This is a genomic window from Microbacterium sp. NPDC087665 (genome assembly GCF_044743285.1).
Lineage (GTDB): Bacteria > Actinomycetota > Actinomycetes > Actinomycetales > Microbacteriaceae > Microbacterium.
On record NZ_JBIUWD010000003.1, the window covers coordinates 165,409 to 188,362 of the forward strand.

22 protein-coding genes are annotated in these 22,954 nt (G+C 66.6%); 18 read left to right on the forward strand and 4 right to left on the reverse strand.

Features of this window, described 5'->3' with window-relative positions; genetic code table 11:
- Positions 1-28 precede the first annotated feature (28 nt).
- The 6 genes from ACIOSY_RS07490 (at position 29) to ACIOSY_RS07515 (ending at position 6,957) form a co-directional block, all read left to right on the forward strand.
- A complete protein-coding gene (locus ACIOSY_RS07490) occupies positions 29-1,462 on the forward strand; it encodes a gamma-aminobutyraldehyde dehydrogenase (RefSeq protein WP_400851450.1) in 1,434 nt (477 codons plus the stop codon).
- Between the two features lie 170 nt (positions 1,463-1,632).
- Positions 1,633-2,772 (forward strand): ROK family protein, encoded by a 1,140-nt coding sequence (locus ACIOSY_RS07495; protein WP_400851453.1) that lies wholly within the window; start codon positions 1,633-1,635, stop codon positions 2,770-2,772.
- A 48-nt stretch (positions 2,773-2,820) separates the two neighbouring features.
- Positions 2,821-3,747 carry a polysaccharide deacetylase family protein gene (locus tag ACIOSY_RS07500; protein WP_400851456.1) on the forward strand — a complete coding sequence of 309 codons (927 nt, stop codon included), beginning with the start codon at positions 2,821-2,823 and terminating at the stop codon, positions 3,745-3,747.
- Positions 3,744-5,075 (forward strand): MFS transporter, encoded by a 1,332-nt coding sequence (locus tag ACIOSY_RS07505; protein WP_400851459.1) that lies wholly within the window; start codon positions 3,744-3,746, stop codon positions 5,073-5,075. Before ACIOSY_RS07500 ends, ACIOSY_RS07505 begins: the two co-directional genes overlap by 4 nt.
- A 143-nt stretch (positions 5,076-5,218) precedes the next feature.
- Entirely contained in the window at positions 5,219-5,986 is a 768-nt protein-coding gene (locus tag ACIOSY_RS07510; protein ID WP_400851462.1) for a type IV toxin-antitoxin system AbiEi family antitoxin, read from the forward strand.
- Entirely contained in the window at positions 5,983-6,957 is a 975-nt protein-coding gene (locus ACIOSY_RS07515) for a nucleotidyl transferase AbiEii/AbiGii toxin family protein (RefSeq protein WP_400851465.1), read from the forward strand. The genes ACIOSY_RS07510 and ACIOSY_RS07515 overlap by 4 nt, the downstream gene beginning before the upstream one ends.
- A 6-nt stretch (positions 6,958-6,963) precedes the next feature.
- On the opposite strand, the gene galE is transcribed toward ACIOSY_RS07515, so the two are convergent.
- From galE to galT, 3 genes are all read right to left on the reverse strand, one after another.
- Positions 6,964-7,944, reverse strand: coding sequence for a UDP-glucose 4-epimerase GalE (galE, locus tag ACIOSY_RS07520; protein WP_400851468.1), 981 nt, complete (start codon positions 7,942-7,944; stop codon positions 6,964-6,966).
- Positions 7,945-8,064: 120 nt separating this feature from the next.
- Positions 8,065-9,270 (reverse strand): galactokinase, encoded by a 1,206-nt coding sequence (gene galK, locus ACIOSY_RS07525; protein WP_400851471.1) that lies wholly within the window; start codon positions 9,268-9,270, stop codon positions 8,065-8,067.
- The gene (gene galT, locus ACIOSY_RS07530; RefSeq protein ID WP_400852624.1) at positions 9,267-10,463 is read right to left on the reverse strand and encodes a galactose-1-phosphate uridylyltransferase; all 1,197 of its coding nucleotides are present in this window, start codon (positions 10,461-10,463) and stop codon (positions 9,267-9,269) included. Before galT ends, galK begins: the two co-directional genes overlap by 4 nt.
- Positions 10,464-10,627: 164 nt before the next feature.
- Between galT and ACIOSY_RS07535 the strand changes: the two genes are divergently transcribed.
- Positions 10,628-11,593, forward strand: a complete 966-nt coding sequence (locus tag ACIOSY_RS07535) for a LacI family DNA-binding transcriptional regulator (protein ID WP_400852626.1) — start codon at positions 10,628-10,630, stop codon at positions 11,591-11,593.
- Between the two features lie 10 nt (positions 11,594-11,603).
- On the opposite strand, the gene ACIOSY_RS07540 is transcribed toward ACIOSY_RS07535, so the two are convergent.
- A complete protein-coding gene (locus tag ACIOSY_RS07540; RefSeq protein ID WP_400851474.1) occupies positions 11,604-16,175 on the reverse strand; it encodes an FtsK/SpoIIIE domain-containing protein in 4,572 nt (1,523 codons plus the stop codon).
- A 124-nt stretch (positions 16,176-16,299) separates the two neighbouring features.
- Between ACIOSY_RS07540 and ACIOSY_RS07545 the strand changes: the two genes are divergently transcribed.
- The 11 genes from ACIOSY_RS07545 to ACIOSY_RS07595 all read left to right on the forward strand — a co-directional run bounded on the left by ACIOSY_RS07545 (position 16,300) and on the right by ACIOSY_RS07595 (position 22,934).
- Complete coding sequence (locus tag ACIOSY_RS07545; RefSeq protein WP_400851477.1) at positions 16,300-16,593, forward strand: WXG100 family type VII secretion target; 294 nt, start codon at positions 16,300-16,302, stop codon at positions 16,591-16,593.
- A 5-nt stretch (positions 16,594-16,598) separates the two neighbouring features.
- Positions 16,599-17,120 (forward strand): hypothetical protein, encoded by a 522-nt coding sequence (locus tag ACIOSY_RS07550; RefSeq protein WP_400852650.1) that lies wholly within the window; start codon positions 16,599-16,601, stop codon positions 17,118-17,120.
- Positions 17,107-17,397: a hypothetical protein gene (locus ACIOSY_RS07555; protein WP_400851480.1), complete on the forward strand. Its 291-nt coding sequence runs from the start codon at positions 17,107-17,109 to the stop codon at positions 17,395-17,397. Before ACIOSY_RS07550 ends, ACIOSY_RS07555 begins: the two co-directional genes overlap by 14 nt.
- Positions 17,397-18,908 (forward strand): putative T7SS-secreted protein, encoded by a 1,512-nt coding sequence (locus tag ACIOSY_RS07560; protein ID WP_400851483.1) that lies wholly within the window; start codon positions 17,397-17,399, stop codon positions 18,906-18,908. The genes ACIOSY_RS07555 and ACIOSY_RS07560 overlap by 1 nt, the downstream gene beginning before the upstream one ends.
- A gap of 2 nt (positions 18,909-18,910) precedes the next feature.
- Positions 18,911-19,558, forward strand: coding sequence for a hypothetical protein (locus tag ACIOSY_RS07565; protein ID WP_400851486.1), 648 nt, complete (start codon positions 18,911-18,913; stop codon positions 19,556-19,558).
- 558 nt (positions 19,559-20,116) lie between these two features.
- Positions 20,117-20,296, forward strand: a complete 180-nt coding sequence (locus ACIOSY_RS07570) for a hypothetical protein (protein ID WP_400851489.1) — start codon at positions 20,117-20,119, stop codon at positions 20,294-20,296.
- 125 nt (positions 20,297-20,421) lie between these two features.
- The gene (locus tag ACIOSY_RS07575) at positions 20,422-20,649 is read left to right on the forward strand and encodes a hypothetical protein (protein WP_400851492.1); all 228 of its coding nucleotides are present in this window, start codon (positions 20,422-20,424) and stop codon (positions 20,647-20,649) included.
- 213 nt (positions 20,650-20,862) lie between these two features.
- A complete protein-coding gene (locus tag ACIOSY_RS07580; protein ID WP_400851495.1) occupies positions 20,863-21,384 on the forward strand; it encodes a hypothetical protein in 522 nt (173 codons plus the stop codon).
- 71 nt (positions 21,385-21,455) lie between these two features.
- Positions 21,456-21,965, forward strand: a complete 510-nt coding sequence (locus tag ACIOSY_RS07585) for a hypothetical protein (RefSeq protein ID WP_400851498.1) — start codon at positions 21,456-21,458, stop codon at positions 21,963-21,965.
- Positions 21,966-22,198: 233 nt separating this feature from the next.
- Complete coding sequence (locus tag ACIOSY_RS07590; protein ID WP_400851501.1) at positions 22,199-22,582, forward strand: hypothetical protein; 384 nt, start codon at positions 22,199-22,201, stop codon at positions 22,580-22,582.
- A 4-nt stretch (positions 22,583-22,586) separates the two neighbouring features.
- The gene (locus ACIOSY_RS07595; protein WP_400851504.1) at positions 22,587-22,934 is read left to right on the forward strand and encodes a hypothetical protein; all 348 of its coding nucleotides are present in this window, start codon (positions 22,587-22,589) and stop codon (positions 22,932-22,934) included.
- The last annotated feature ends 20 nt before the right edge of the window (positions 22,935-22,954 follow it).

The following is a 22,954-nucleotide window of genomic DNA, read 5'->3' on the forward strand; positions in this document are numbered from 1 at the left end:
TTCGAATGCACCGCGCTACTGTGTCTGCATGCGCACAGAGACGTTGCAGAACTTCATCGGCGGTCGCCCCGTACCCGTGCACGGCGCAGGCGATCTGCCGCTCATCGATCCCGCGACAGAAGAGGAGTACGGTCGGCTCCCGATCTCGGATCGCAGTGACGTCGATGCCGCCTACGCCGCGGCATCCGCTGCCTTCCCGATCTGGCGCGACACCACGCCCGCCGACCGCCAGCTCGCGCTCTTCCGCATCGCCGACGAGATGGAGGCGCGCGCCGAGCAGTTCGCCGACCTCGAATCGCAGGACACCGGCAAGCCGCGCGCCAGCCTGGTCGCCGACGAGATCATGCAGTCCGTCGACCAGCTGCGCTTCTTCGCGGGGGCCGCCCGCAGCCTCGAGGGGCGTTCCGCCGGGGAGTACCTCGCCGGGCACACCTCGTTCGTGCGGCGCGAGCCGATCGGCGTGATCGGCCAGGTCACCCCCTGGAACTACCCCCTGAACATGGCGATCTGGAAGATCGCACCGGCGCTCGCCGCGGGCAACACCGTCGTGCTCAAGCCCGCCGAGACCACGCCGCTGTCGACGCTGCTGCTCGCCGAGATCGTGGCGCTGCACACCCCGGCCGGGGTCTTGAACGTGGTGCTGGGCGACCGCGAGACCGGGGTGGCGCTGGTGGAGCATCCGACACCGCAGATGGTCGCGATCACCGGATCGGTGCGCGCCGGCATGGCCGTCGCCCGCTCTGCCGCCAACGACGTCAAGCGCGTGCACCTCGAACTCGGCGGCAAGGCGCCGGCGATCGTCTTCGCGGATGCCTCGATCGAGAAGGCCGTCGAGGGCATCGTCACGGGCGCGTTCTTCAACGCCGGGCAGGACTGCACCGCGGCGACGCGGGTGCTGGTGCACGAATCGCGACACGACGAACTGGTGGCGGCGCTTGTTGCACGGGCGGAATCGGATGCTCGCACCGGCGGGCCGCGCGAAGGAGGCGTGCTGTACGGGCCGTTGAACAGTGCCGCGCAGTTGGCGCAGGTGTCGGGATTCATCGAGCGGCTGCCCGCCCACGCGACCGTCGAGACCGGCGGGGCTCGGCAGGGCGAAGTCGGGTACTTCTGGCCGGCGACGATCGTGTCGGGACTGCGTCAAGACGACGAGGTCGTGCAGGGCGAGGTGTTCGGTCCGGTGCTCACGGTGCAGTCGTTCTCGTCCGACGAGGAGGCGCTGGCGATGGCGAACGATGTGCCGTTCGCGCTCGCCTCGTCGGTGTGGACCACCGATCATTCACGGGCGATGCGGTTCTCGCGCGACCTCGACTTCGGGTGCGTGTGGATCAACACCCACATCCCGTTCGTGTCGGACATGCCCCACGGCGGCTTCAAGCACTCGGGGTACGGCAAAGACCTCTCGCAGTACGGCTTCGACGACTACACGCGCATCAAGCACGTGATGAGCGCGCTCGACTGAGCGACATCCGGTTCCTGAGCGAGCGGAGCGAGACGAAGGGGGCGCAGAACCGGGAAGAAGGCCCGCCGCTGGGGGCGGTGTGCCGCCGCACGAGTACGACACGAAGTGTCGCCCAGGGTCCACCGATATGCCATGCTCGTGGAGACCGACCCGGGGGGATCGCCCACACCATGACCAGACCACTCGCAGGCCCGCAGACCCTGCTGCGCACACTGAACGGTCGAGCGATCCTCGAATCGCTCGCCCGCAGCGGTGCGCAGACCCGCACCGAACTCATGGATGCGACGGGCCTCTCGCGCACGGCCGTCACCCAGGTGCTGCGCATGCTCGACGGCGCCGGTGCGATCGCCGAAGCCGGAGTCGACCGCCGCGCACGCGGCCCGGCGGCCGGACGCGTGACCCTGCACCCGCAGCTCGGGTTCGCCGCCGCGGTGCACGTCGACCACCGCGCCGCGCACGTCGTGCTCGTCGATGCGGCCGGTGTCGTGCGAGCCGAGCAGCACGGTGACTTCCCGCTGAACGGCGACCGTGTTGCCCACATCGCCGCGTTCGTCGAGGCCTGCCGCCGTGACGCCACCGGCACCGTGCACCTCGCCGTCGTGGGAGTGCCGGGTATCGTCACCTCCGACGGCAGCATCCGCGACGATCAGGGTCCCGACGGCGGCGCGTTCCGCACCACGCTCGCCGAGCGCCTCGGTTGCCCGGTGCGCGTCGAGAACGATGTGAACCTCGCGGCGTTGGCCGAACTCACCGCCGGCGTCGGTGCCGAGATGTCGAGCTTCTCGCTGCTGCTCCTCGACGACGGACTCGGCGCGGGCACCGTGATCGACGGTGCGCTGCACCGCGGCCACGGCGGGGTCGCCGGCGAGATCATGTACCTGCCGCAGTCGCCGCTGCCTGTCGGCGCCCCGCTCGTCAACGATCAGGTCGTCGCCGATCTTGCGCTGGGCCTGGGCCTCGATCAGGATGCTCCGCTCGCCACGCACCTCGACGCCGCGGAACAGGGCGACGATGCCTCGGGTCAGATCGTCGCCGAGATCGGCAAGCGCATCGCCCTGGCGGCGGGGAGCATCGGGCTGGTGATCGACCCCGAGGTCTTCATCCTGAGTGGCCATGCCGCGCACCCCGCGCTGGTCGAGGCGATCCATCGCGTCGCCGAGGAGTATGCGCCCCGGCTGCCGCTGCGCTTCATCGTCTCGTCGTTCGGGCCCGAGGCGCCGCTCGTCGGGGCGGTCGGCGAAGCGGCATCCGCCCTGCGCGCCACACTGTTCACCCGCATCCTCACGCCGCTCGACAAGTCCGCGCGCTGACCCGCCCGCACCCCCCGCAGTACTCGACACCCCCCGACAGGACCGATCATGACCGCACCCGCAGAGCTCACCGAACGTCTGGGCCTCGCACCCGGTGCCCGCGCGATCATCCTCAACGCCGACGACTTCGGCATGTGCCACGCGGCCAACACGGCCATCGTCGAACTGCTCGATGCCGGGCACATCGATTCCGCGACGGTGATGGTGCCGTGCTCGTGGTCGCCCGAGGCGCTCGCGTTCGGCGCGACCCGCACCGACGTCGACCTCGGCGTGCATCTGGTGCTCACGAGCGAGTGGACGCGGTACCGGTGGCGTCCGCTCACGGCGGGCGCATCGCTGGTCGATGACGACGGGTTCTTCCCGATCGAGGTCGTGGCGGTCGAGCGGCACGCCTGCGATGACGAGGTCGCCACCGAGCTCGCCGCGCAGCTGCAGGCCGCCCTCGACGCCGGTGTCGACGTGACGCACCTCGACAACCACATGGGCTCGGTCTACGGGCTGGCGACGGGCCACGACTTCCTCGAGCAGGTGTTCGCGCTCGCCGCCCGGCACGGGCTTCCCTTCCGTCTTCCGCGCTACATGGAGGGCATGGAATCGGATGCTGCGCTGCAGGCGAAGCTCGAACAGGCCGCCGCCGCAGCCGGGGCGCTCGGGGTCGAGATCATCGACCGACTGTGGAGCCACCCGTTCGAACTCGCGGGGGAGGGCACCGATGCCGAGGAGACCTACGAGCAGGTGCGCGACGGATTCGTGGCGCTGCTCCGCGCGGTTCCGGCGGGGGTGACCGAGATCTACCTGCACCCCATGGTCGACGGAGAAGAGCTGCGCTCGGCGGTCGACTACGGCGCCCCGAAGCGCGGATACGAGCGGCGCCTGCTCGCCGACCCGGTCGTGCGGCAGGCGATCGACGACGAAGGGCTCGTGCGCATCGGCTGGCGAGCATTGCGCGACCTGCAGAGGGGGGTGCGCCGATGAGCTCCTTCATCGAACGCCTGCGCGACCGACGGCTCGACGCGGCTCCGAGCCGGGCGCAGACGATCGCGTTCGGGGCATCCGGTTTCCCCACGCAGCTGATGACGCAGACGTTCTCGGCGTTCATCGTCTACTTCTACGTCTCGCACCTCGGAGTGCAGGCGGGGTGGGTCGCCGCGGCGATGATCGCCCACGGCATCCTCAACGCCGTGCTCAACCCTATCGTCGGTGCGGTGTCCGACCGACTGCGCACGCGGTGGGGGCGCCGCATCCCGTGGATCGGCCTCGGCATCGTGCCCCTCGTGGTCGCGTTCGCCCTGGTGTGGATGCCTCCCGAGCTGCCGGCGGGCGGTCTGATCGCCTGGTTCCTCGTGGTCGTCGCGGTCTACGACGTGGCGTTCGTGGTGGTGGTGCTGAACATCTCGGCGCTCTTCCCCGAGATCTTCCGCACGACCGACGAACGCGCGCGGGGCAACGTGCCCCGGCAGATCTTCGCGATCGCCGGCATGATCCTCGGTACCGCGGGGGCGCCGCTGCTCTACGCCTCACCGATCGGTTGGCCCGGCATGGCGATCGTGCTGAGCGCGGTGTGCCTCGTGCTGCTGGTGTGGTCGTTCGGCGGCGGCATGATCGAGCGGCGCGTGCCCGAGGCATCCGTCGCCGCGCCGATGCCGTTCCGCATGCAGATGCGGTACACGTTCGCGAACCGTGCCTTCGTGCCCTACGTGCTCGGATCGCTGTTCGTGCAGACGTCGATCGCCGTGATCCTCGCGGCCCTTCCCTTCTACGTGCGCTATTCGCTGGGGGCGCCCGAGGGCGAGGGCAGCATCCTGCTCGGTGTGATCTTCGTGACCGCGATCCCCGCGATCGTGCTGTGGAGCGCGGTCGTTCGCCGCACCAGTCCGCGCACCGCGCTGCTGTGGGCGGTCGCCGTATTCGGCGTCGCCGTGCTCGGCTACCTGCTGCCGTCGACCGTGCTCGCCGCCGCGCTCGTCGGCGTCGCGGTGGGCGTCGGTGTCGGGGGGCTACTGCAGCTGCTCGAGGTGGTGCTGTCGCAGATCATCGATGAGGATGCCGTGCGCACCGGGCACCGCCGAGAGGGCGCGTACTTCGGGGTGAACGGCTTCGTCGTGCGCGGTTCGGTGGTGCTGCAGGCGGTCGTCGCGGCATGGGTGCTGACGGCATCCGGCTTCGATGCGAGCCTCGGCGATGCGCAGCCCGACTCGGTCGACGGCGGCATCCGCGTGATGCTCGCGGTCATCCCGCTGGTCTTCACCGCGCTCGCCTGGGTGTGCTTCTTCTTCTACCCGATCCGCACGCGCGACCTCTGAACTGCGGAGGTGTCAAATATTGTCCTGAGTTACAGATTCTGTAACTTCCATTCAAATTTGACACCACTCAAATTCTCTGTCACGCTAACCGGTAGGAGCACGTCAGAGAGAGGAGGCCCGTGATGCGCACGATTCCACCATCCATGAGTGGCATCCTCGAAGAGCTGGAACTCGAACAGCCGGTGGTTGTCACCACTGATCGTCTGTCACAGCTCGCACGTGAATATGGCGTGCGGACACCACCGAAGATTTTGGCTTCGCGGTTGCGCGAGCGAGGATGGCTCCTGCCGACCGGCCATGCAGGCGTATGGGAGTTTGCGCCGGCAGCGGTCGCCGGTCCGCACTCGCGGAACGACCCGGTCACGCCGTTACGGGCGTTCCTCGCTGACCGGCCAGACGCTCGCTGCGGGCTCACGTTCCAGGCCGGGGCGTGGGCGCATGGGGCGGCAGATCGAGTACCGTCTCATTTGGAAGTGGCCGCGTCCGCCGACATCGTTCGTCAACTCCCGTCGGCGGTGGCCGGATCGGTTTTCGAGCCGCGTCTCGACTATCAGATCCTTCGAGCCGTGCCAGTCCTCGCTCCCGAGAGCATCGTCGTGCACATGGCGGCGAGGCCGGCTGCGGTGAGATCGTGGAGCAGCGCACTCGAGTGGCTTCCGGAACTCGCCGCAATCATCGCCTCCCCGAGGATCGAGAGTGAGTTCCAGGGGCGGCCGGCATCTGTCCGAACGCGCACGGCCTATCTTCTCCAAGGCCTGCGCCCCGATCTGGCCGCGTCTTGGCGTGACGGGCGTCCATCGGGGAAGACGTGGTTCGGACCACGGGGGACGCTGCGGAGACACGACGCCGTTTGGCAGATCGCCGACACCGTGCTGCCGTTCGACCCGCGTGATCTGCGGCCCGCTGTATGAGTGAGATCACGCTCACGATCGGGCATGTCGCCCGCCACACACCGAAGGGGGCGGGTGCCCAGGGTCGGGATGCGGCGCTCGTCGATATCGGCCAGGACTTGCTGTTGCGCCATCTTCACGGCGAGGGCATTCTCGAGCCCCTCGCTTTCAAGGGCGGAACCTCGTTGCGAAAGCTATACGCCGGGAACGCGGGGCGGTTCTCCCTCGATCTCGACTTCGCGTCAGTTGCGGTGGGCCTCGATCCCGAAGGTGTGCTGCTCGATCTGATCGCCGCTGTCGAAGGCACGGAGATCGGCCCGTTCCGTTACGGCGTTGAGGAGCGTCGAGGCAAGTGGGCGCTGACCTTCGATCATGACTTCGGAGGGAGCGGGGTTGGGCTTTCGAGCAAGCTCGATCTGAACCCGCCACCCTGGCTCCCCACCGTTCGTCGAGGGTGGCAGCCGCTTCCCGTGCATTCTCAGTACGGGCTGCCGGAGCTGCCAGAGCTGCAAATCGTGCGACTGGAGGAGAATCTCGCTGAAAAGGTCGCGCGGCTCAACCGAGCGACTCCTGCGCGCGACATGTATGACCTGCGTTGGGTCATGACCCACGCTTCGAGGACAGGCGTTCTCGACCGCTCGCTGCTCCGCCGCCTGGCGGTCTTGAAGATCTGGGTCGATGCGAATGGTGTGCACGCCGGCGATACTTTCTGGAAGCCCGGCCATGAGGGACCTGCCTTCGACCCCGAGCGATGGCTGCGAGACCGCAGCGCGGATGACGAGTTCGATGAGGAGGACATTGGCGCACTTGCCGTCCCGATCCCCACTGCGACAGAACTCAGCGAAGCCCTCCGTTCGCATTTCGGATTTCTCGGTGATCTCGACGAACACGAGCGTGTTGTCGCGCTCGCGCGGGAGCAGGATCGAGCGCTCGCGTTGCACCTCCTCTCGGAGCTTCCTGGTGGGCGTCTGCGCGAGGCCGGGCTGTACTGAGTGGGCTCAGACGGAAGCTGCGCGCCGAGCCTCCCAGCCCGTGCGCACCATCTCGTCGACCGAGTACCGCATCTTCCAGTCGAGATCGCGGGCGGCGAGCTCGCCGGTGGCGACGATCCGGTCGGGGTCGCCGGGGCGGCGCGGGCCGATCTCGGGGGTGAAGTCGATGCCGGTGACGCGCACCATGGCATCCATGATCTGCTTCACGCTGAGGCCGTCGCCCGAGCCGAGGTTGTAGGCGGCTTCGAGGGGCTCGCCCGCCGAGAGGCGCTGCGCGGCCGCGACGTGGGCCGCGGCGATGTCGCCGACGTGCACGTAGTCGCGCACGTTGGTGCCGTCTTCGGTGGCGTAGTCGTCGCCGTTGATGCGCGGCGTCTTGCCGGCGAGCAGCGACTCGAACACGATCGGGAAGAGGTTGTGCGGACTCACGTCGTAGACGGTCGGGTCGGCCGATCCGACCACGTTGAAGTAGCGCAGCGACGTGTGGCGCAGGGGAGCGGGCGAGTCGGCGGTGGCGATCGCCTGATCGCGCAGCAGCCACTCGCCGATGAGCTTCGATTCGCCGTACGGGCTCGCCGGCTTCTTGGCGGTCTCCTCGACGACCAGAGCGACATCGGGAGTGCCGAACACGGCGGCCGATGACGAGAAGACGATGTTCGTGACCCCGGCCGACTCCATCGCCTCGAGGATCACGCGCGTGCCCTCGACGTTCTGCGCGTACGTGTGCAGCGGACGCTGCACCGAGACCCCGGCGTACTTGAACCCGGCGACGTGGATGACGCCCTCTGCTCGGTGGTCGCGCAGCGTCTTCTCGACGAGCTCGCGATCGAGGATGCTCCCCCGCACGAAAGGCACACCCTCCGGCACGAACGACGCGACGCCGCTCGAGAGGTCGTCGAGCACGACCGGCGTCAGACCCGCTTCCGCGAGAGCGCGGACCACGTGCGAGCCGATGTAGCCGGCACCGCCGGTGACGATCCAGGACATTGCGTTCCTCTCCGGCCGCACCCCTGGCGCGACTCCGGGTTCGATTCTCTCAGGCGGTGCTGGGTCTTTCAGGCGGTGCTGGTCTTTCAGGCGGTGCTGCCATCTCCGGCGTCGCGTCGCTCAGGCGTCGCGGTGCGCGCCGGCCGACGGGGTGACCGTGAACAGGTGCGGGGCGGTGAAGCCCGCCGCGGCGAACGCGGCGGTCACGGCATCCGACACCGGGGCGACGGCATCCTGCTCGATCAGGGCGATCGCGGCACCGCCGAAGCCGCCACCGGTCATGCGGGCGCCGAGGGCGCCGGCGGCCAGAGCCGCCTCGACCGCGGTGTCGAGCTCGGGCACCGAGATCTCGAAGTCGTCGCGCATCGACGCGTGCGAGGCGACGAGCAGATCGCCGATCGCGCGGGCGCCCTGCTCGCGCAGCACGCGCACCGTGTCGAGCACGCGCTGGTTCTCGGTCACCACGTGGCGCACCCGGCGGAAGGTGACGTCGTCCATGAGTTCTTCGGCGCGGCCGAGATCGGCGACCGACACATCGCGCAGGCTGGATGCTCCCATGATCGCCGCGCCGCGCTCGCACGCCGCCCGGCGCTCGCCGTAGCCGCCGGTGGAGTGGGCGTGCTTGACGCGCGTGTCCATCACGAGGATCGCGAGCCCCGCCTCGGCGATGCCGACCGGCACGAGCTGCGCCTCGAGCGTGCGGCAGTCGAGGAAGATCGCGGCGTCGGGCTCGCCGAGCATCGACGCCATCTGGTCCATGATGCCGGTGGGGGCGCCGACGGCCTCATTCTCGGCGCGACGGCCGACGCGGGCGAGCGCGGTGCGGTCGAGGTCGGTGTGCCAGAGGTCGTTCAGGGCGGTCGCGGTGGCGCCCTCGATCGCGGCCGATGACGACAGGCCGGCGCCGACGGGAACGTCGGAGGCGATCGCGATGTCCACGCCGCGGAACGCGCCCTCGGGGGCGGCGAGCTGCAGGGCCCACGCGACGCCGAGCGGGTACGCGGCCCACTCGGGAACGCCGGGGGTCGCTTCTCCACTGGGTCCCTGAGCCTGTCGAAGGGTCGGGAACAGCCCGTCGAGCTCGTCGATCCCGACCTCGACCGTCTCGTCGGTGAACGTCGACGCCACGCGGATGCGGGAGTCGTCGCGCAGCCCGACGGCGGCGACCGTGCGGTGCGGGATCGCGAAGGGCAGCACGAAGCCCTCGTTGTAGTCGGTGTGCTCGCCGATCAGGTTGACGCGGCCGGGCGCCGACCAGACGCCGTCGGGGTCGCGGTCGGTGAGGGACGTGAAGAGTTCGCGCGCGGCATCCTGTGCGGTGGTCACGCGGAAGTCTCCTCTGCCGGGGCAGCGATGTCGGCCGCGGCGATGCTGTCGACCGAGGCGATCGCCTCGCGGATGCGGGCGGCGCCCTGCTCGGGAGTGACCTCGGCTGCCCACGCCCACATGGCGGCTTCGGATCCGGCGAGGAACTTCAGCTTGTCGGCCGCGCGACGCGGGCTCGTGAGCTGCAGGTGCAGGCGCACCGTGTCGCGGCCGACGTTCACCGGGGCCTGGTGCCAGGCGGCGATGTAGGGGGTGGGGGTGTCGTAAAGGGCGTCGACGCCGCGCAGCAGGCGCAGGTAGAGCGGGGCGAGCTCGTCGCGCTCGGCTTCGCTGGTCGCGGCGAAGTCGGGCACGTGACGGTGCGGCATCAGGTGCACCTCCAGCGGCCAGCGGGCGGCGAAGGGCACGAAGGCGGTCCAGTGCTCGCCGCGGAAGACGACGCGATCGGATGCCTGTTCGAACTCGAGGATGCGGGCGAACAGGTCGGGCGCGGTGCGGTCGATCGAGTCGAGCAGCTTGGCGGTGCGCGGCGTCACGTAGGGGTAGGCGTAGATCTGGCCGTGCGGGTGCGGCAGCGTGACGCCGATCGCCTCACCGCGGTTCTCGAACGGGAAGATCTGCTGGACGCCGGGCAGCTGCGACAGCGCCGCGGTGCGGTCGGCCCAGGCCTCGATCACGGTGCGGGCGCGGGTGACCGACTGCGTGCCGAACGAACCGGAATGCTCGGGGCTGAAGCACACGACCTCGCAGCGGCCGACCGAGGTGCGGGTGCGACCGAGTCCGAGGGCGTCGAGGTCGTCGAGGCCGCGCGGGGCATCGGTGGCCTCGGGAGCCGTGCCGACGGCTTCGGCGAGGGCGGGGCCGAAGGCGGGGGAGCGGTTCTCGAACACGGCGACGTCGTAGAGCGAGGGCACCTCCGACGGATTCGTCGGGGTCTGCGGCGCGAGCGGGTCGGCGTCGGCGCTGGGCATCATGACGCGGTTCTGCCGGTTCGCGGCCACGGTGATCCAGTCGCCGGTGAGCACATCCTGCCGCATGGTGGCGGTGGCGGGGCGCGGGTCGAGCGTGCGGGCGTCGACGGCACGCTTGGCGCCGAGTGTCGTGTCGGGGTCGTCGTAGTAGACGATGTCGCGTCCGTCGGCGAGCAGGGTGGCGCGCTTGACGACTCCGGCGGTCAGGGTCTCGCTGCGCATTTCCGCAGATTCGCTCGTGTTCACGTAAACATGGTAGAGCGCCAGCCGTGATTACGTCAACATTGAGGAGTTGTGTTGATCGACGATGGAGGATGCCGGTGACCGACGACGTGTTCGACCCCGCCCCGCGCGCGAAGCGACGCGCCCCCTCGGGGCGCGTCTCGATGGCGATGGTCGCCGCGCGCGCCGGCGTCTCGGGGCAGACCGTCTCGCGCGTCGTCAACGACAGCCCCCGCGTCGACCCCGACACCCGAGTCCGCGTCGAGCGGGCTATGTCCGACCTCGGCTACCGACCGCATCGCGCGGCGCGCGCCCTGCGCACCGGTCGCTCGCAGACCATCGGTCTGGTCGTCACGACGCTCGCGACGGTCGGCAACTCACGGATGCTCCAGGCCACCGCCGAGGCGGCCGCCCACCGCGGCTACGCCCTCACGGTCGTCACGGCCGAGGCGAGCGTCGCCGACGCCTTCGACCGGCTCGCCGAGCAGGAGGTCGATGGGGCGATCGTGCTCAACGAGGCATCCGCTCTCGTGCCCTCCGCCGCACGCCCCGCAGGTCTCCGGCTCGTCGTGGTCGATGCTGTTGTCGATGCCGTGGCCGAGGGCGACCTCCGGGCCGTGCACAGCGATCACGCCGGCGGTGCGGCCGCGGCGACGCAGCATCTCCTCGATCTCGGGCATCCGACCGTCCACCATCTCGCCGGACCTGCCGATTCCTTCGCCGCGGCCGAGCGCGAGCGCGGCTGGCGCGAGACGCTTCTCGCGGCCGACATCCGTCCGCCCGCCGTAGTGCGCGGCGACTGGTCGGCGGAGTCGGGGTATGTCGCAGGGCCGGCGTTGGCCGCAGCATCCGCCGTGTTCTGCGCCAACGACCAGATGGCGCTCGGTCTGCTGCGCGCGCTCGACGACGCCGGACGTGCGGTGCCGGCCGACGTGAGCGTGGTCGGCTTCGATGACGTGCCCGATGCCGCGAACTACCGCCCGCCGCTCACCACGATCCGTCAGGACTTCACCGCACTGGCCGACCGTGCCGTCGCGGCGCTCGTCGCCGAGATCGAGGGCGATGCGGTGGCCGACACGTCGATCATCCCGACGGCGTTGGTGACCCGGTCGAGCACGGCCGCGCCCTGACCCGGCTGGGTCAGGGCGTCGCGACGTGGATACCGGTGACGGTGCCGTTGCGCACGAGGAACCCACGCCCCGGTGGGAAGTCCGCTCGGCGCGCACGCGGGAAGTTCGCGGTGTAGACGCTGGGCATGTCGTTGGCGTCGGGCTGCAGGGCGAGGCCCCAGCGCGCGCCGCGGAGGGGACTCGCGAGTTCCCAGACCGACGTGAGCGTGGCGTTCTCACCTTCGACGATGACCGTGATGTCGCTGCGGCGCAACAGCTTGAGCAGCGTCGCGAGGGCGGACTCGTCACCGCTGCCGTCGAATCCGCCGATGTCCTCGATCACGACGATGCCCTCGTACCCGGCACGGGGGAACGCGAGCGTCTCGGTCTTCGGTTCGGGCGCCACGATCGTCGGCGTGCTTCCGATGAGCGGGATGGCAGACAGCAGTGAGGCGGCTGTCGAACGAGGAGTGCCACCCAGGGCCACGATCAGCGCGTCGATGAGGGTTGAGCGATCGAGAGCAGAGTCACCCCGATGGCTCCATTCGTAGCCGTGCGCGAGAAGAGAAGTGCGGGGCGAGATCAGCGCCAGGTCGAGCGCGATCCCGTTCCTCTCGGCATGTTCGATTCGGGCGGCGAGGATGCTGCGCACGGCGGTGGTGCGACCCGATCCCGCAGGTCCCGTCACCAGCATCATTCCCGTCAGCGGCGCGTCGATGGGGGTGAGCCGTGTGGTCTCGACGGCGAACGCCTGCGCGTTCGCCGTCGGCGGCAGTTCGGGCCGGTGGAGTGTGTGGGGCACCTCGGGGATGCCGGGGGCCTTCGCGATGCCCCGGGAGTGCAGTGTCTCGGCCAGCGCGGCCAGCGCCTCGTCCAGGGCGTCGCTGTCGGTCCCGGACGAAGGCATGGCGAAGTGCATCTCCAGCTCGGACGGCAGGTGCATCGCTCGTCCGGCAGGAGCCGCGCGCAGCATGTCGGCGGACGCGCCGACCATGCCGTAGTCGTGGTCGGTGAGCATCCTCAGCACGAACGTCTCGGCGATGCTCGCGGCGACCGCGCTGGGAAGAGACATGGCGCGTTCGCTGGCCAGAATGACGTGCACCCCCACATGTCGACCGGCACGCAGGATGTCGACCAGTTGCGTGAACACACCGGTATCTGGTCCGTGATGTTCATAGAGATCCCGGAAGGCACCGAACCCGTCGACGAGGAGGAGCACCGGCGACGACGAGGAGCGGTCGTGCTCCCTCTCATCGATCAGATCTCGGATCATGCCGAGCAGACGCACGGTGCGATCGGCATCATCCGCGGGCACGATGTCGCCGGTCGACGGCAGGCCCGCGAGAGCGCCGAGGCGACCGCTGGCGGCATCGATGCCGTAGATGCGCGTCGCGTCGTCTCGCAGAACCGCCGAGACGGCGAACGTGATGAGAGCCGTCGTCTTGCCGGTTCCGGGAGCGCCGAAGATCGCGACGTTCCCCGAGGCTTTGAGGTCGACGACGTGGTCGGACTGGCGCTGCTGTGAGGGGTCGTCGGCGCGCCCGACGGCGATGCGCAGACCGTCGTCGCTGCCGGTCGATTCGGCGCTCGTGAGCTCTGTGAGCCGAGAGAATACAGGAAGCTGGTCGACCCACGGCCGTCGCGGATGCTCGAGCCGCAGTGCATCGGCGGCGACCTGGATGTTGCGGACCAGCCGCTCGATGTCGCGCGCTGCAGACGCGGCGCCGTCGTCGATGCGTGCACGGTCGGGAGCGACGGCCCACGGTCGGGAGTGGCCGAATGCGAGGTCTCCGACGTCGATGGTGTCTGCATGGGTCGCGTCGGAGCGTCCGCCGAGATAGGCGGTCTGGAAGTGGACCGAGCGGCCGGCGCCGATCTTCACCACGGCCCGCCCGGGCGTCTCGGGGGCGAAGTGTGCGGCGTCGGCGGTGCCGATGACGTCGTTGCTGTCGCTGGCATCGGCCATCCGCAACGCGACTCGGAGGTTGGTGTTGGCGCGCAGGTTGTCGCCGATGACCCCGGCCGGGCGCTGCGTCGCCATGATCAGGTGCAGGCCGAGCGAACGGCCGCGCTGGGCGATGTCGATGACGCCGTCGACGAATTCGGGGATCTCCTTCGCCAGCGCTGCGAACTCGTCGATGACGATGAGCAGAAGGGGAGGCGCGGCGATCTCGGATCGGCGCTCGAGTCCGGCCAGATCTTTGGCGCCGTGCTCGTTGAGGAGCTCTTCGCGGTAGCGCAGTTCGGCGCGCAGAGACGTGAGAGCGCGACGCACCAGGTGCTGGTCGAGGTCGGTCACGAGCCCGACGGTATGCGGCAGCGCCACGCAGTCGGCGAAGGCCGCGCCTCCCTTGTAGTCCACCAGCAAGAAGGTGACGCGGTCGGGGGAGTATGAGGCGGCGAGCGAGAGGATCCAGGTCTGCAGGAATTCGGACTTGCCTGCGCCGGTCGTTCCGCCGACCAGCGCGTGGGGGCCATGGGTGCGCAGATCGATCTCGACCGGGCCGGCGTCGCTCTGCCCGACCGTCGCGGGAAGGGTGCCGGGGTCGCGGTCGGCACCGGCCGTCCATCGGCTCTTCAGCGAGTCCGTCGCCTCCCAGCTCGCGACGACCTCGTGCGGGTCATCGAGCAGATTGCGGCGATCGATGTCGGCGAGCTTCACGCTGCGGGGCAGGTCGCTCTCGTCGAGCACCCGTGCGCCGGCATCCACGACGGGGGTGAGGCTGCGCGCGAACGACTCGGCGGCGGGGATGTCGATCCGCTCCACGGTCTCGAGAGGCACGACCGTGCCCGAGCGCACGAAGTGGGCGGCGGTGTGGCCGGACGCCGCGTCGATGGTGGTGCGGCAGGCGGCCGGGACGGCCGACATCGTCCGGGCCGACCAGATCACGTGCACGCCGACATCCGGGCCGTCTTCGGCGAGTCCGACCAACCGGGTGAGGTCTTCGTCCTCATCGTCGGCGACGACGAGCACGACGATGGTGGGCAGCGAAGGCGACTTCTGCACGGCGGCGAGGCGCTCATCGGTGTCGGATGCCTGTGCCTGCTCACGGCTGCGAATCGTGCGGTTCGCAGCGCTCGACGTACGGGTGGCGATGATGCCCTCGAGCTCCGTGAGCAGCAGTGCGCGATCGCGCGCGGTCGCCGTGAGGTGCGGGGCGCGGATCGGGCTGTAGACCGAATCTGCGTGGGGCACCCACTTCAGCCAGTCCCAGCCTGCGCTGGTGGGGAGATCAGGGAGGAAGGCGGTGAAGACGACGTCGGCGGGGGAGTGCAGGCCGAAGAGCTGAACGAGCACGGACCGTGTGATCGAGTCGGACCACACTCCTTCACCGGCGACGCCGATGGAGCCGCTCAGGTCGAGCCGTTCGAGCACCGGAACATCGGCGATCGTCTTCAGGGCGGCATGGGCGTCTTCCAGCTGCTTCCAGTCCTCGGTCGACGCCTCCCCCCGCGACGGCATCTCGAGTTCTGTGCGGCTGGGCAGTTCGCCGCTGCCGAGCCGGATCTCGAGATACGACCGGTGCTCCGCGCGTCGGGTCCACAGCACCGCACTGCGATCGCGGGCGGCGATGAGCAGGTCGGCCAGCGGCACGCTCTCGTGCTGGCGGGCCGGCCGCTCCTCGTCGTGGCGACGCTCGACCTCTTCGCGCACGCTCGTGAGCGTCGCGGTGAACTCGCGCCGCTGCTTCTTGAGTCGGCGTCGTTGGCCGATGCGTCCGTCGAGCCAGCTTCCGATCATGATCAACGGCGACAGTGCGACGAACGCGATGCTCAGCGCCGACTGGGTGACGGCGAACAGCGCGGCCCCCATGGCCAGTGGCGCCACCATCGCGATGAGGGGAAAGCGTGAAGGTTCGGCAGGCGTCGGAGGCGACGGGAGCTCCAACGGCGTCGGCGCGTAAACGGGATCGACTCGGGGCGACCTCTGGTGTCTCACGGCCGCTCGTCTGCGCAGCGAATTCGCGCCGCTGGTGGCGACGGGGTGAATGCGCACGTGCACCTCTCCCAGTCGGAGCACCGTGGGTTGCACGAGCGAGAGTGGGGTCGTCATCCGCGCCAGCTCACCCGATCGTGTCTCGAGGACGACGCCGTTCGCCGAGTTCAGGTCGCGGATAACCCGACTTTGCCCGGATGCCGTCATCACGAGGTGGTGCCGGGACACGCTCCTGTCGTGCAGCTCGACGCGATTCGTGCGCTCGCGGCCGACGCCGTTCTCGCCTTCCGCCAGGGTGAACCGCGAGCCGGCCTGGGGGCCGTCGAGAACGTCGAGGTAAGCCGCCGGTTCGACCACGCGCTCGGCCGCGCCCGCGTCCTGTTCGCGGATCACCTCGATGATCGCCCCGGCCTGCAGGCTCGAGACGCCGACCGGATCGGACGGGTCCAGCATGAGAGGTCGGTCTTCGGCGCGATGCACGAGGAGCGTCAGCGGCAAGGTGCGCTCGATGGCGGCGACGAAGAGGTTGCGGTCACCTGCTTCAGCGCGGGCGATGGTGCGCGCGAGTTCTCCGATGGTTGCCGTGACGTCGGCGGTCACCACGATGTCACGCGCGTGCTTCTGACCGTCCGGTGCGGTTTCGAGCAGCGAAAATTTGAGCCTCACAGACCCCCCTGTGGTCGCGTCTCGGTATATCGCCAAAAGCTTGACGAAAGGTCGACGCGTTCGGCTATGGTACTCGATTGGGGGCGCGGGATTGTCTCGTGCTGATGTATCGGAGGGTGTTGTTATGGCCAATGTGAAGCTCAGCTACGACGAGATGGATGCTGCGGCGAAGGATCTCGATGCGGGTCGCGAAGAGATCACGCAGAAGCTGCAGAGCATGCAGGTGAAGATCCAGGGGCTTGTGGCTTCGGGGTTCGTGACGGATCAGGCGTCGGGCAAGTTCAATGACGCGTACACGCGGTACACGCAGAGCGCGAACACGGTGATCGCCCAGTTGACGGAGATCTCGGCGTTCATCAGCGGCACTGCGAACGCGGGTCGTGAGTTCGACTCCCAGATCGCCTCGAAGATCAACTGATCTCGATGCTGGTGCCTGACCAGGCGCCGCTCGCGGGCAGTGAAGAGAGCGACCCTTCGGGGTCGCTCTCTGAGGAAGCTTTCCTCGTCGAGGTGGCGAGGATGTTCGCGCGCGGCAATGTGGAACGGTCGAAGCTCTGGACATTGTTCGACACGGCTGAGCTCTACATGGAGAAGCCGGAGTACCTCGGTGCTCCAGTTCTCGATACCGGAGCGAGCCTGGTGACGCCGGTGTTCTCGAGCCTCGATCGGTTGACGGCGTTCGTGAGCGCGCGAAGCGATGCGGACGCAGAGGGATTCGACTGGGTGCGGGTGACGGGTGCGGGGCTGTTCGCGTTGCCCGTGCGTGCGCGTCTGCTCGCCATCGATCCCAGTGAGCAGCCGACTGTCGTGATCGACCTGGGCGCGCGTTTTCCGCAACCCTTGCCACGCAACGGTGCGCCGACCTTGGCGATCAATTTGCAACGAGACGCGGACGGCAAGGTCAGCGGTGGACTGCCGGAGGAGGGATCTCATGTCGAGCTTTGAAGCATCGGGTCAGGCGATGAGCGCTGCCGGCCAGAGGTTCGTCCAGGCCGCGGAGGCGCTCTCTGCGCACCCGATCCACAGCCTTGCGGTCGGCGACGTCGGGTCCGCCGAGGTGGCTGCTGCTCTGCACGCCTTCCAGAGCGAATGGGGTGCATACCTGCGCCTCCGCGCGGATGCCTCGCGCCGGGCGGAGGCGACGTTGACCGGCGCTGCCCGCGACATCGCCCGGGCAGATGAACTGATCGCGCAGCGCGCCGACCGGTTGGGACGGGTGTGATGGCGATGGTGACGGCCCATTCACGGGTGGAAGATCTCGTTCCTGGAGATCTATCGGCGATCGCCTCAGCGCGGGACATGCTCGGCAGCGGTATCGCTCCGGTGCAGGGTGCGGCAGCGACGTTAACCGGGCTGCAGGTGCAGGGGTGGAAGGGTGTGGCGGCCGATCGGTTTGCGCTGGTTGCGCCCCGTGAAGCTCAGAAAGTGAGTGTCCTTCCCGGCGCCTTCTCCCGATCGGCATCGGCGATGAGCCGGTGGGAATCCGCGTTCATCGCCGCGCGCGCCCAGGCCGCAGAAGCGGTGCGGTTGGCTGCGCGTGCAGACGCGCTGACCGCCCAGTCGCGGTCGGACTATCAGACTGCGGTTGCGAGCGCCCAGGCCGCATCGGTGCCCGTGACCTCGCCGACGCAACCGGTCACGTTCGTCGATCGCGGGGCGACATTCAACGCGCAGGCGCAAGCGACCCTCGCAACCGCGCTCAGTTCGCTGAAGGCTGTCGAGTCGGAGGTCGCATCGGCGATCCGGCCCACGGCAGATCTGCCTCGTGTAGATCCGAAGGATCGCGAAGGGTGGGAACAGGTTGTGATGTTCTTGCCCGACGTCGTCTTCCCTGGTGTGATCGGCGGAATCGTCGATCTGGCCGTCGGGCTCGCGGAGTCAGGATGGTGGATCTTCGAGACCTTTGATCCCTTCCGGTTCATCGTCGACCAGATCAACGGCGGTGATGGCGCGTACGGTGCCTGGATTGAAAACATGAAGCGTCGGTTCGGCGAGGTGGGCGACACCATCGGCTACATGGTCACGCATCCGGGGGATGTCATCGGCGCGATCCTCGCCGACTTCTTCGCCGTAGATCTGTGGGCGAACGAACCCGGCGTAGCTTTCGGGCGCGTTGCTCTCAACGCTGCTCTCCTCGTCACCGGCGTCGGCGGCTTCCTGAAGGGCGTCAAAGGTGTGACCATCACCGCCAAAGCCGCGCAGGCGGCCCGGCTCGAGAAGCTGGAGCTTGAGAGAATTGCGAAGCTGGCAAGGCTGGAGACGCGCGCCACGCAACAGCTTGATGGCAGCAAGGGCGTCAGGGTTGACAACGGCAAGATTGTGGTTGACGGCAAGCCCGCGATGACCGTGGCAGAGTGGACCGAAAAGTACGACGTCAGTACTCATAACATGAACGCCGAGCGCGCCACCCTTGGGGCGTACCGTTCGGGAGACCCAACGAGCTATGAGAAGCTCGCCGCGGAGTCTGGGGATTCGTATTTCGGCATGCCGAGCTCGAAGACCACCGACATGTGGAACGACACGAGAGATGCTTACGGCCTGACCGATGCGCAGATGTACGAACTCTTCAATCGCCCTTTCCTGGACGAGATTATCGATAAGGGGCTCCCGATTCGATTTAATGAAGACCCGGATCACGCGAAAGGTCTGTCACTAATTAAGGAGTGGGCCTACTTGCAGGAAAAAGGATACGTTCTCGACCCGATCACAAATGTTGCGACCAAGGAGGACTAGGGATGTACATAGATGATTTGAGAAAACTCAACGGCATTCTCCTCGAACGGTTCGGGCGGCGCATCGAAATTGACGCGAGCCAAGAATCGAGTGACTTTATTACGGTCATCCTCGACGGCGTGCACTCCTTCAGCTTTGGGTGGTCGAAGGTCCCTGGGCAGAGTCTTGGATTTGTGCACAATCTTCCAGGTAATATACGGCAGACAGTGCTCCTAGGGGAGGATACGGCCTTCATTTCGAATACCGAAGAGGGGTTGGCCTCTGCACTTGATCGCATCGAAGCGTTTTGTTCCTCGCCGAAGCCGTATCGCGAGCCGAACTTTGGAATACTCGAAGCCTCGCTGACGGAAGTTGTCTCCGGGGCTGGAGGGGTCTCCAAACTCGCCCATCTTCAGTCTGTTCTGCGATCTGTGTTCGAGGATCGCTTCGCCGTGGCCCGTCTTGCACCCACATTGGTGTTTGTCCTCGATGAGCGGTTCGTATTCGAGGTTGCGTGGGATCAAGGCGATCTAGATATGAGGGTCGTCCTTTCCGGTGGACACTTCAGCTCCGATCTCGCAGGCTACTCGACTCGGCATCTAACAAATAGTGCCGCCGGCATTGGGACTCTTGTTCGAGCCGCTGATGAATACTGCCGCGCCCATCTCTGAAGCGTTCTACCTGGGAATGCCGATCAGATGTACATCTCAATTTCGAGAACTCCGCAATGCCGTGGAGGATCACTGCGGAAAGACAGCGAGGGGGCCAGTTGATTGATGGTCATGAACTCAATTTCGGATTCATTTAGCTCGGACGTGATTCTGTCAGTAAACAGGGCGATGTGGGATGCTGTCCTGCCTACGCTCCGAAGCGTTTCCGTTCGCGCCATCCATCCGACAATCGACGTGAGGTTCATTTACGAATCTTTAGGAGACCGAGAGCGTCTCGTCACCGACGACATAGAAACCCGAATTATTGCAGACTTCTGTGAAGACGTAGTGATTGGGTGTGTTCCAGTCGAAGTGCCGATCTATGACCAGCGAGTCTTGTTGGAAGGTGAAAGGTGGGTGTTCTTGAGATACGAAGAAACCTCTGCGGGGCCAATTGAATGAGTGTTGGTGTTCGGCCGACTTGGGAGCAGCAGGAAAACGTTGCAATCGCCTTAGGTGCGTTCGCCGAAAGACCTCTGCACGGACGCGAAGGATAGGTTTGGTCTGAGCAGGCCCGAAATGTTCGAGCTCTACAACCGGCCGTTCCTCCAGGAGATCGTTGACAAGAGGCTGCCCGTGAAGTTCTCCGAAAACCCCGACAAAGACGAGGGTTACCTGCATGACGAGTATCTGTTCCTGGGAGAAAAGGGCTACGTCTTCCACGAGGATACGCTTACGATGACGCCACCGAAGGGTTGAAGATGTATATCTTAGATCTCGAAGATTTCTACAGAAAAGCTAACGCGTACTTCGGTTCTCGAGGGCGTGTTAGGTCCATGAACTCGGCGGACGGAAAGGTAAAGCTACTCCTATACGGTGTAGATGTGTTCTATCTGGGGCTGCCAAATAATCCCAGGGCGGGTATCACGTTTCAGTATGAGGCGTCCGCGACAACCCGCACTCAGGACTTCTTCGGCGTGAGGCTGAGCGCTGTCGAGAACACCCAGGAAGATGTTGAGAGAGCGTTTGACGTGATCGACAACTTTGCTCGGCTTCACCTTCCCGACAAGTATCTGCGGGCCTGGGATGAGTCGGTATCTGAGCCGTCCTGACCGGATTCAGCCAATTGACGATATGCAATTTTGAATCAAGAAACGAGACGGTTCCCTTTGAGTACCGCTGTGGAATAAGCCGGTCTCGCTCTACCACCCGGATGACATGACTATCCGTGGAAGGTTCGCTCCCGTCGCCGTCAGTGACCCGGGCTCCGACGCAGGTCAACCAGAGGAATTGATCTCCCCGATCACGTTGAAGGGAGTAGATGGATGAGCGGTCGCTCGAGGCTGGGCGCGTCGTTGGTGGCCGTGGTTTTCGCAATCGCGGTGCTAGCAGGGTGCGGATTGAGTGCAGAGGAGAAGGTCAAGGTGCAGGAGGCGCAGTTGAAAGAACTCATCGCCCAGGCCGACGCGTGGGGAGCGGAGGTCATTGCACAAGTCCCGGCGTCTGAGGTGGAGCTACTCTCCGACAACGTTGGCGGGGCACGCGGGGTCAGCGACTACAACCAGCAGTGGCCGCGTTACTACTACTTTGCGCAAACCGTCGTGCTTCGTGCGGATGGTCCGCGGACACCCACGCAGATGGCGGACGACATAGAGCCGTGGTTGGAGGATCAAGGCTGGGAGCGGAATAAGGGCTCTGAATTCCCGCCCGACGATGACAGATTCGAGCGCGACTATTACCGCGACGGATACCACCTGGTCGTCGAGGTCTATACCGAGCCTCCGCCGCGGGCGCAATCGATCAACTTCACAATCGTGACACCGCAGACGGATCCTGACCGTCGCTGAGCTCGACGCTTCACGATGCAGCGACACCAATTTTGGGGAACGAGAACGGACTGATGAGCGCTCGGATACGCGTGAGTAATGTGCTGCTCGTTCTATTCGCCGCTGTGGCTGTCTTGTCTGGATGTGGAGTGAGCGCGGAGGAGAAGATCGTGGTGCAAGACACGCAGCTGAAAAAAGCCATCTCGCAGGCCGACGGGTGGGGCGAGGAGATTACAGCTCAGATCCCAGTGGCGGAGATCGAGCCCGAGTCGGACTCCCACAACATAGGCGGAGTGCGAAAGACGAGCGACTACGGCGCAGAGTGGCCGAAGTATTACTACTGGGCTCAGATCGTGGAGCTGAGGCAGGAAGGCGCGAGGACGCCGACGCAGGTCGCGGACGATCTAGCTCCTTGGTTGGAGAGCCAGGGGTGGGAGCGGAATGCCGATAGTGAGTTCCCGCCGGGTAAAGAGAGCATCGAGCGTGACTACTACCGCGATGGGTATCACCTCGTCGTCGAGGTCTACACCGAGCCTCCTCCTCGCGCGCAGTCGCTCCATTTCACTATCGTGACGCCGGCTACAGACCCCGACCGTCGCTGAGCGCGACTCGCCACGCCGACCGCACCGGAGTTGTCCACAGGGGTCTCATGGCGTCAGTCGCGTTCGGCTATGGTGCTCGACTGGGGGCTCGAGGATCTCTCGTGCCGATGTATCGGAGGGTGTTCTTGTGGCGAATGTGAAGCTGAGTTGAGTGCGAAGGAGAAGACGGCGGTGCTCGAAACACGGTTGAATGAACTCTTCGCGAAGGCAGACGGCTACTCGGAGAGGCGGGGGTGACGGTGCCGTTCTCGATCTGGAAGACGGTCGGCTCATGGGTGGAAAAGCTCTGGGAGATCAGTGGCACCCGGCCGAGTGTCGATCCCAGCAAAATCGAGTACTCGTCCGCCACCGTGCCCACGGATGATGCTGGCGCGGTCTATGTCGGTGATATGTGGAACGACACGAAGATGAAGCATGGGCTGGACGATGACACCATGTTCGAGCTTTTCAAGAAGCCTTTTCTCCGCGAGATCGCCGAAAAGAAGCTGCCAGTGAGATTCACGGTTCACCCGATCGAAGACGGCGACTACTTTCTGCAGAAAGAACTCAGCTTCCTCGAAAGCTTGAACTATACCTTCCACCCGGACACGCTGATGATGTATCCGCCGGAGGATTGAAGTCGTGCTCATTTCCGATGTGCAAGATTTTTGCGAGCTGGCCCGTAGGTATTTCGGCTCGAACGGGCGGTGTCTCGCCGCGAGCCCAACGGACGGCGAAGTGCAACTGCTCCTGTACGGAGTCGAGGTCTTCTACTTGCGCATGCCCGAGCCGCGGATGACGACTTTTACGTTCGCATACGAAGTTTCTGACAAGCTCCGCACGTTCGACTACTTCGGGGAGTGGCTCAGTGCGCAGAACACGGCGGAGGACATGGATCGAGCGTTCGGTGTTCTCGACCGGTTCGCGAGGTTGCGTCTAACGGACAAGTACCTCGACGCCTGGGAAGCCTCACGCTCCGAGCGTGAGTAGCGCGCCGGAACGCCCGCCGC

What these genes read in the sequence shown, in the direction of transcription:
- ACIOSY_RS07490 (WP_400851450.1), top strand. Translation starts at nt 29, where the DNA reads ATGCGCACAGAGACGTTGCAGAACTTCATCGGCGGTCGCCCCGTACCC.
- ACIOSY_RS07495 (WP_400851453.1), top strand. Translation starts at nt 1,633, where the DNA reads ATGACCAGACCACTCGCAGGCCCGCAGACCCTGCTGCGCACACTGAAC.
- ACIOSY_RS07500 (WP_400851456.1), top strand. Translation starts at nt 2,821, where the DNA reads ATGACCGCACCCGCAGAGCTCACCGAACGTCTGGGCCTCGCACCCGGT.
- ACIOSY_RS07505 (WP_400851459.1), top strand. Translation starts at nt 3,744, where the DNA reads ATGAGCTCCTTCATCGAACGCCTGCGCGACCGACGGCTCGACGCGGCT.
- ACIOSY_RS07510 (WP_400851462.1), top strand. Translation starts at nt 5,219, where the DNA reads ATGAGTGGCATCCTCGAAGAGCTGGAACTCGAACAGCCGGTGGTTGTC.
- ACIOSY_RS07515 (WP_400851465.1), top strand. Translation starts at nt 5,983, where the DNA reads ATGAGTGAGATCACGCTCACGATCGGGCATGTCGCCCGCCACACACCG.
- galE (WP_400851468.1), bottom strand. Translation starts at nt 7,944, where the DNA reads ATGTCCTGGATCGTCACCGGCGGTGCCGGCTACATCGGCTCGCACGTG.
- galT (WP_400852624.1), bottom strand. Translation starts at nt 10,463, where the DNA reads ATGCGCAGCGAGACCCTGACCGCCGGAGTCGTCAAGCGCGCCACCCTG.
- ACIOSY_RS07535 (WP_400852626.1), top strand. Translation starts at nt 10,628, where the DNA reads ATGGCGATGGTCGCCGCGCGCGCCGGCGTCTCGGGGCAGACCGTCTCG.
- ACIOSY_RS07545 (WP_400851477.1), top strand. Translation starts at nt 16,300, where the DNA reads ATGGCCAATGTGAAGCTCAGCTACGACGAGATGGATGCTGCGGCGAAG.
- ACIOSY_RS07550 (WP_400852650.1), top strand. Translation starts at nt 16,599, where the DNA reads ATGCTGGTGCCTGACCAGGCGCCGCTCGCGGGCAGTGAAGAGAGCGAC.
- ACIOSY_RS07555 (WP_400851480.1), top strand. Translation starts at nt 17,107, where the DNA reads ATGTCGAGCTTTGAAGCATCGGGTCAGGCGATGAGCGCTGCCGGCCAG.
- ACIOSY_RS07560 (WP_400851483.1), top strand. Translation starts at nt 17,397, where the DNA reads ATGGCGATGGTGACGGCCCATTCACGGGTGGAAGATCTCGTTCCTGGA.
- ACIOSY_RS07565 (WP_400851486.1), top strand. Translation starts at nt 18,911, where the DNA reads ATGTACATAGATGATTTGAGAAAACTCAACGGCATTCTCCTCGAACGG.
- ACIOSY_RS07570 (WP_400851489.1), top strand. Translation starts at nt 20,117, where the DNA reads ATGTTCGAGCTCTACAACCGGCCGTTCCTCCAGGAGATCGTTGACAAG.
- ACIOSY_RS07580 (WP_400851495.1), top strand. Translation starts at nt 20,863, where the DNA reads ATGAGCGGTCGCTCGAGGCTGGGCGCGTCGTTGGTGGCCGTGGTTTTC.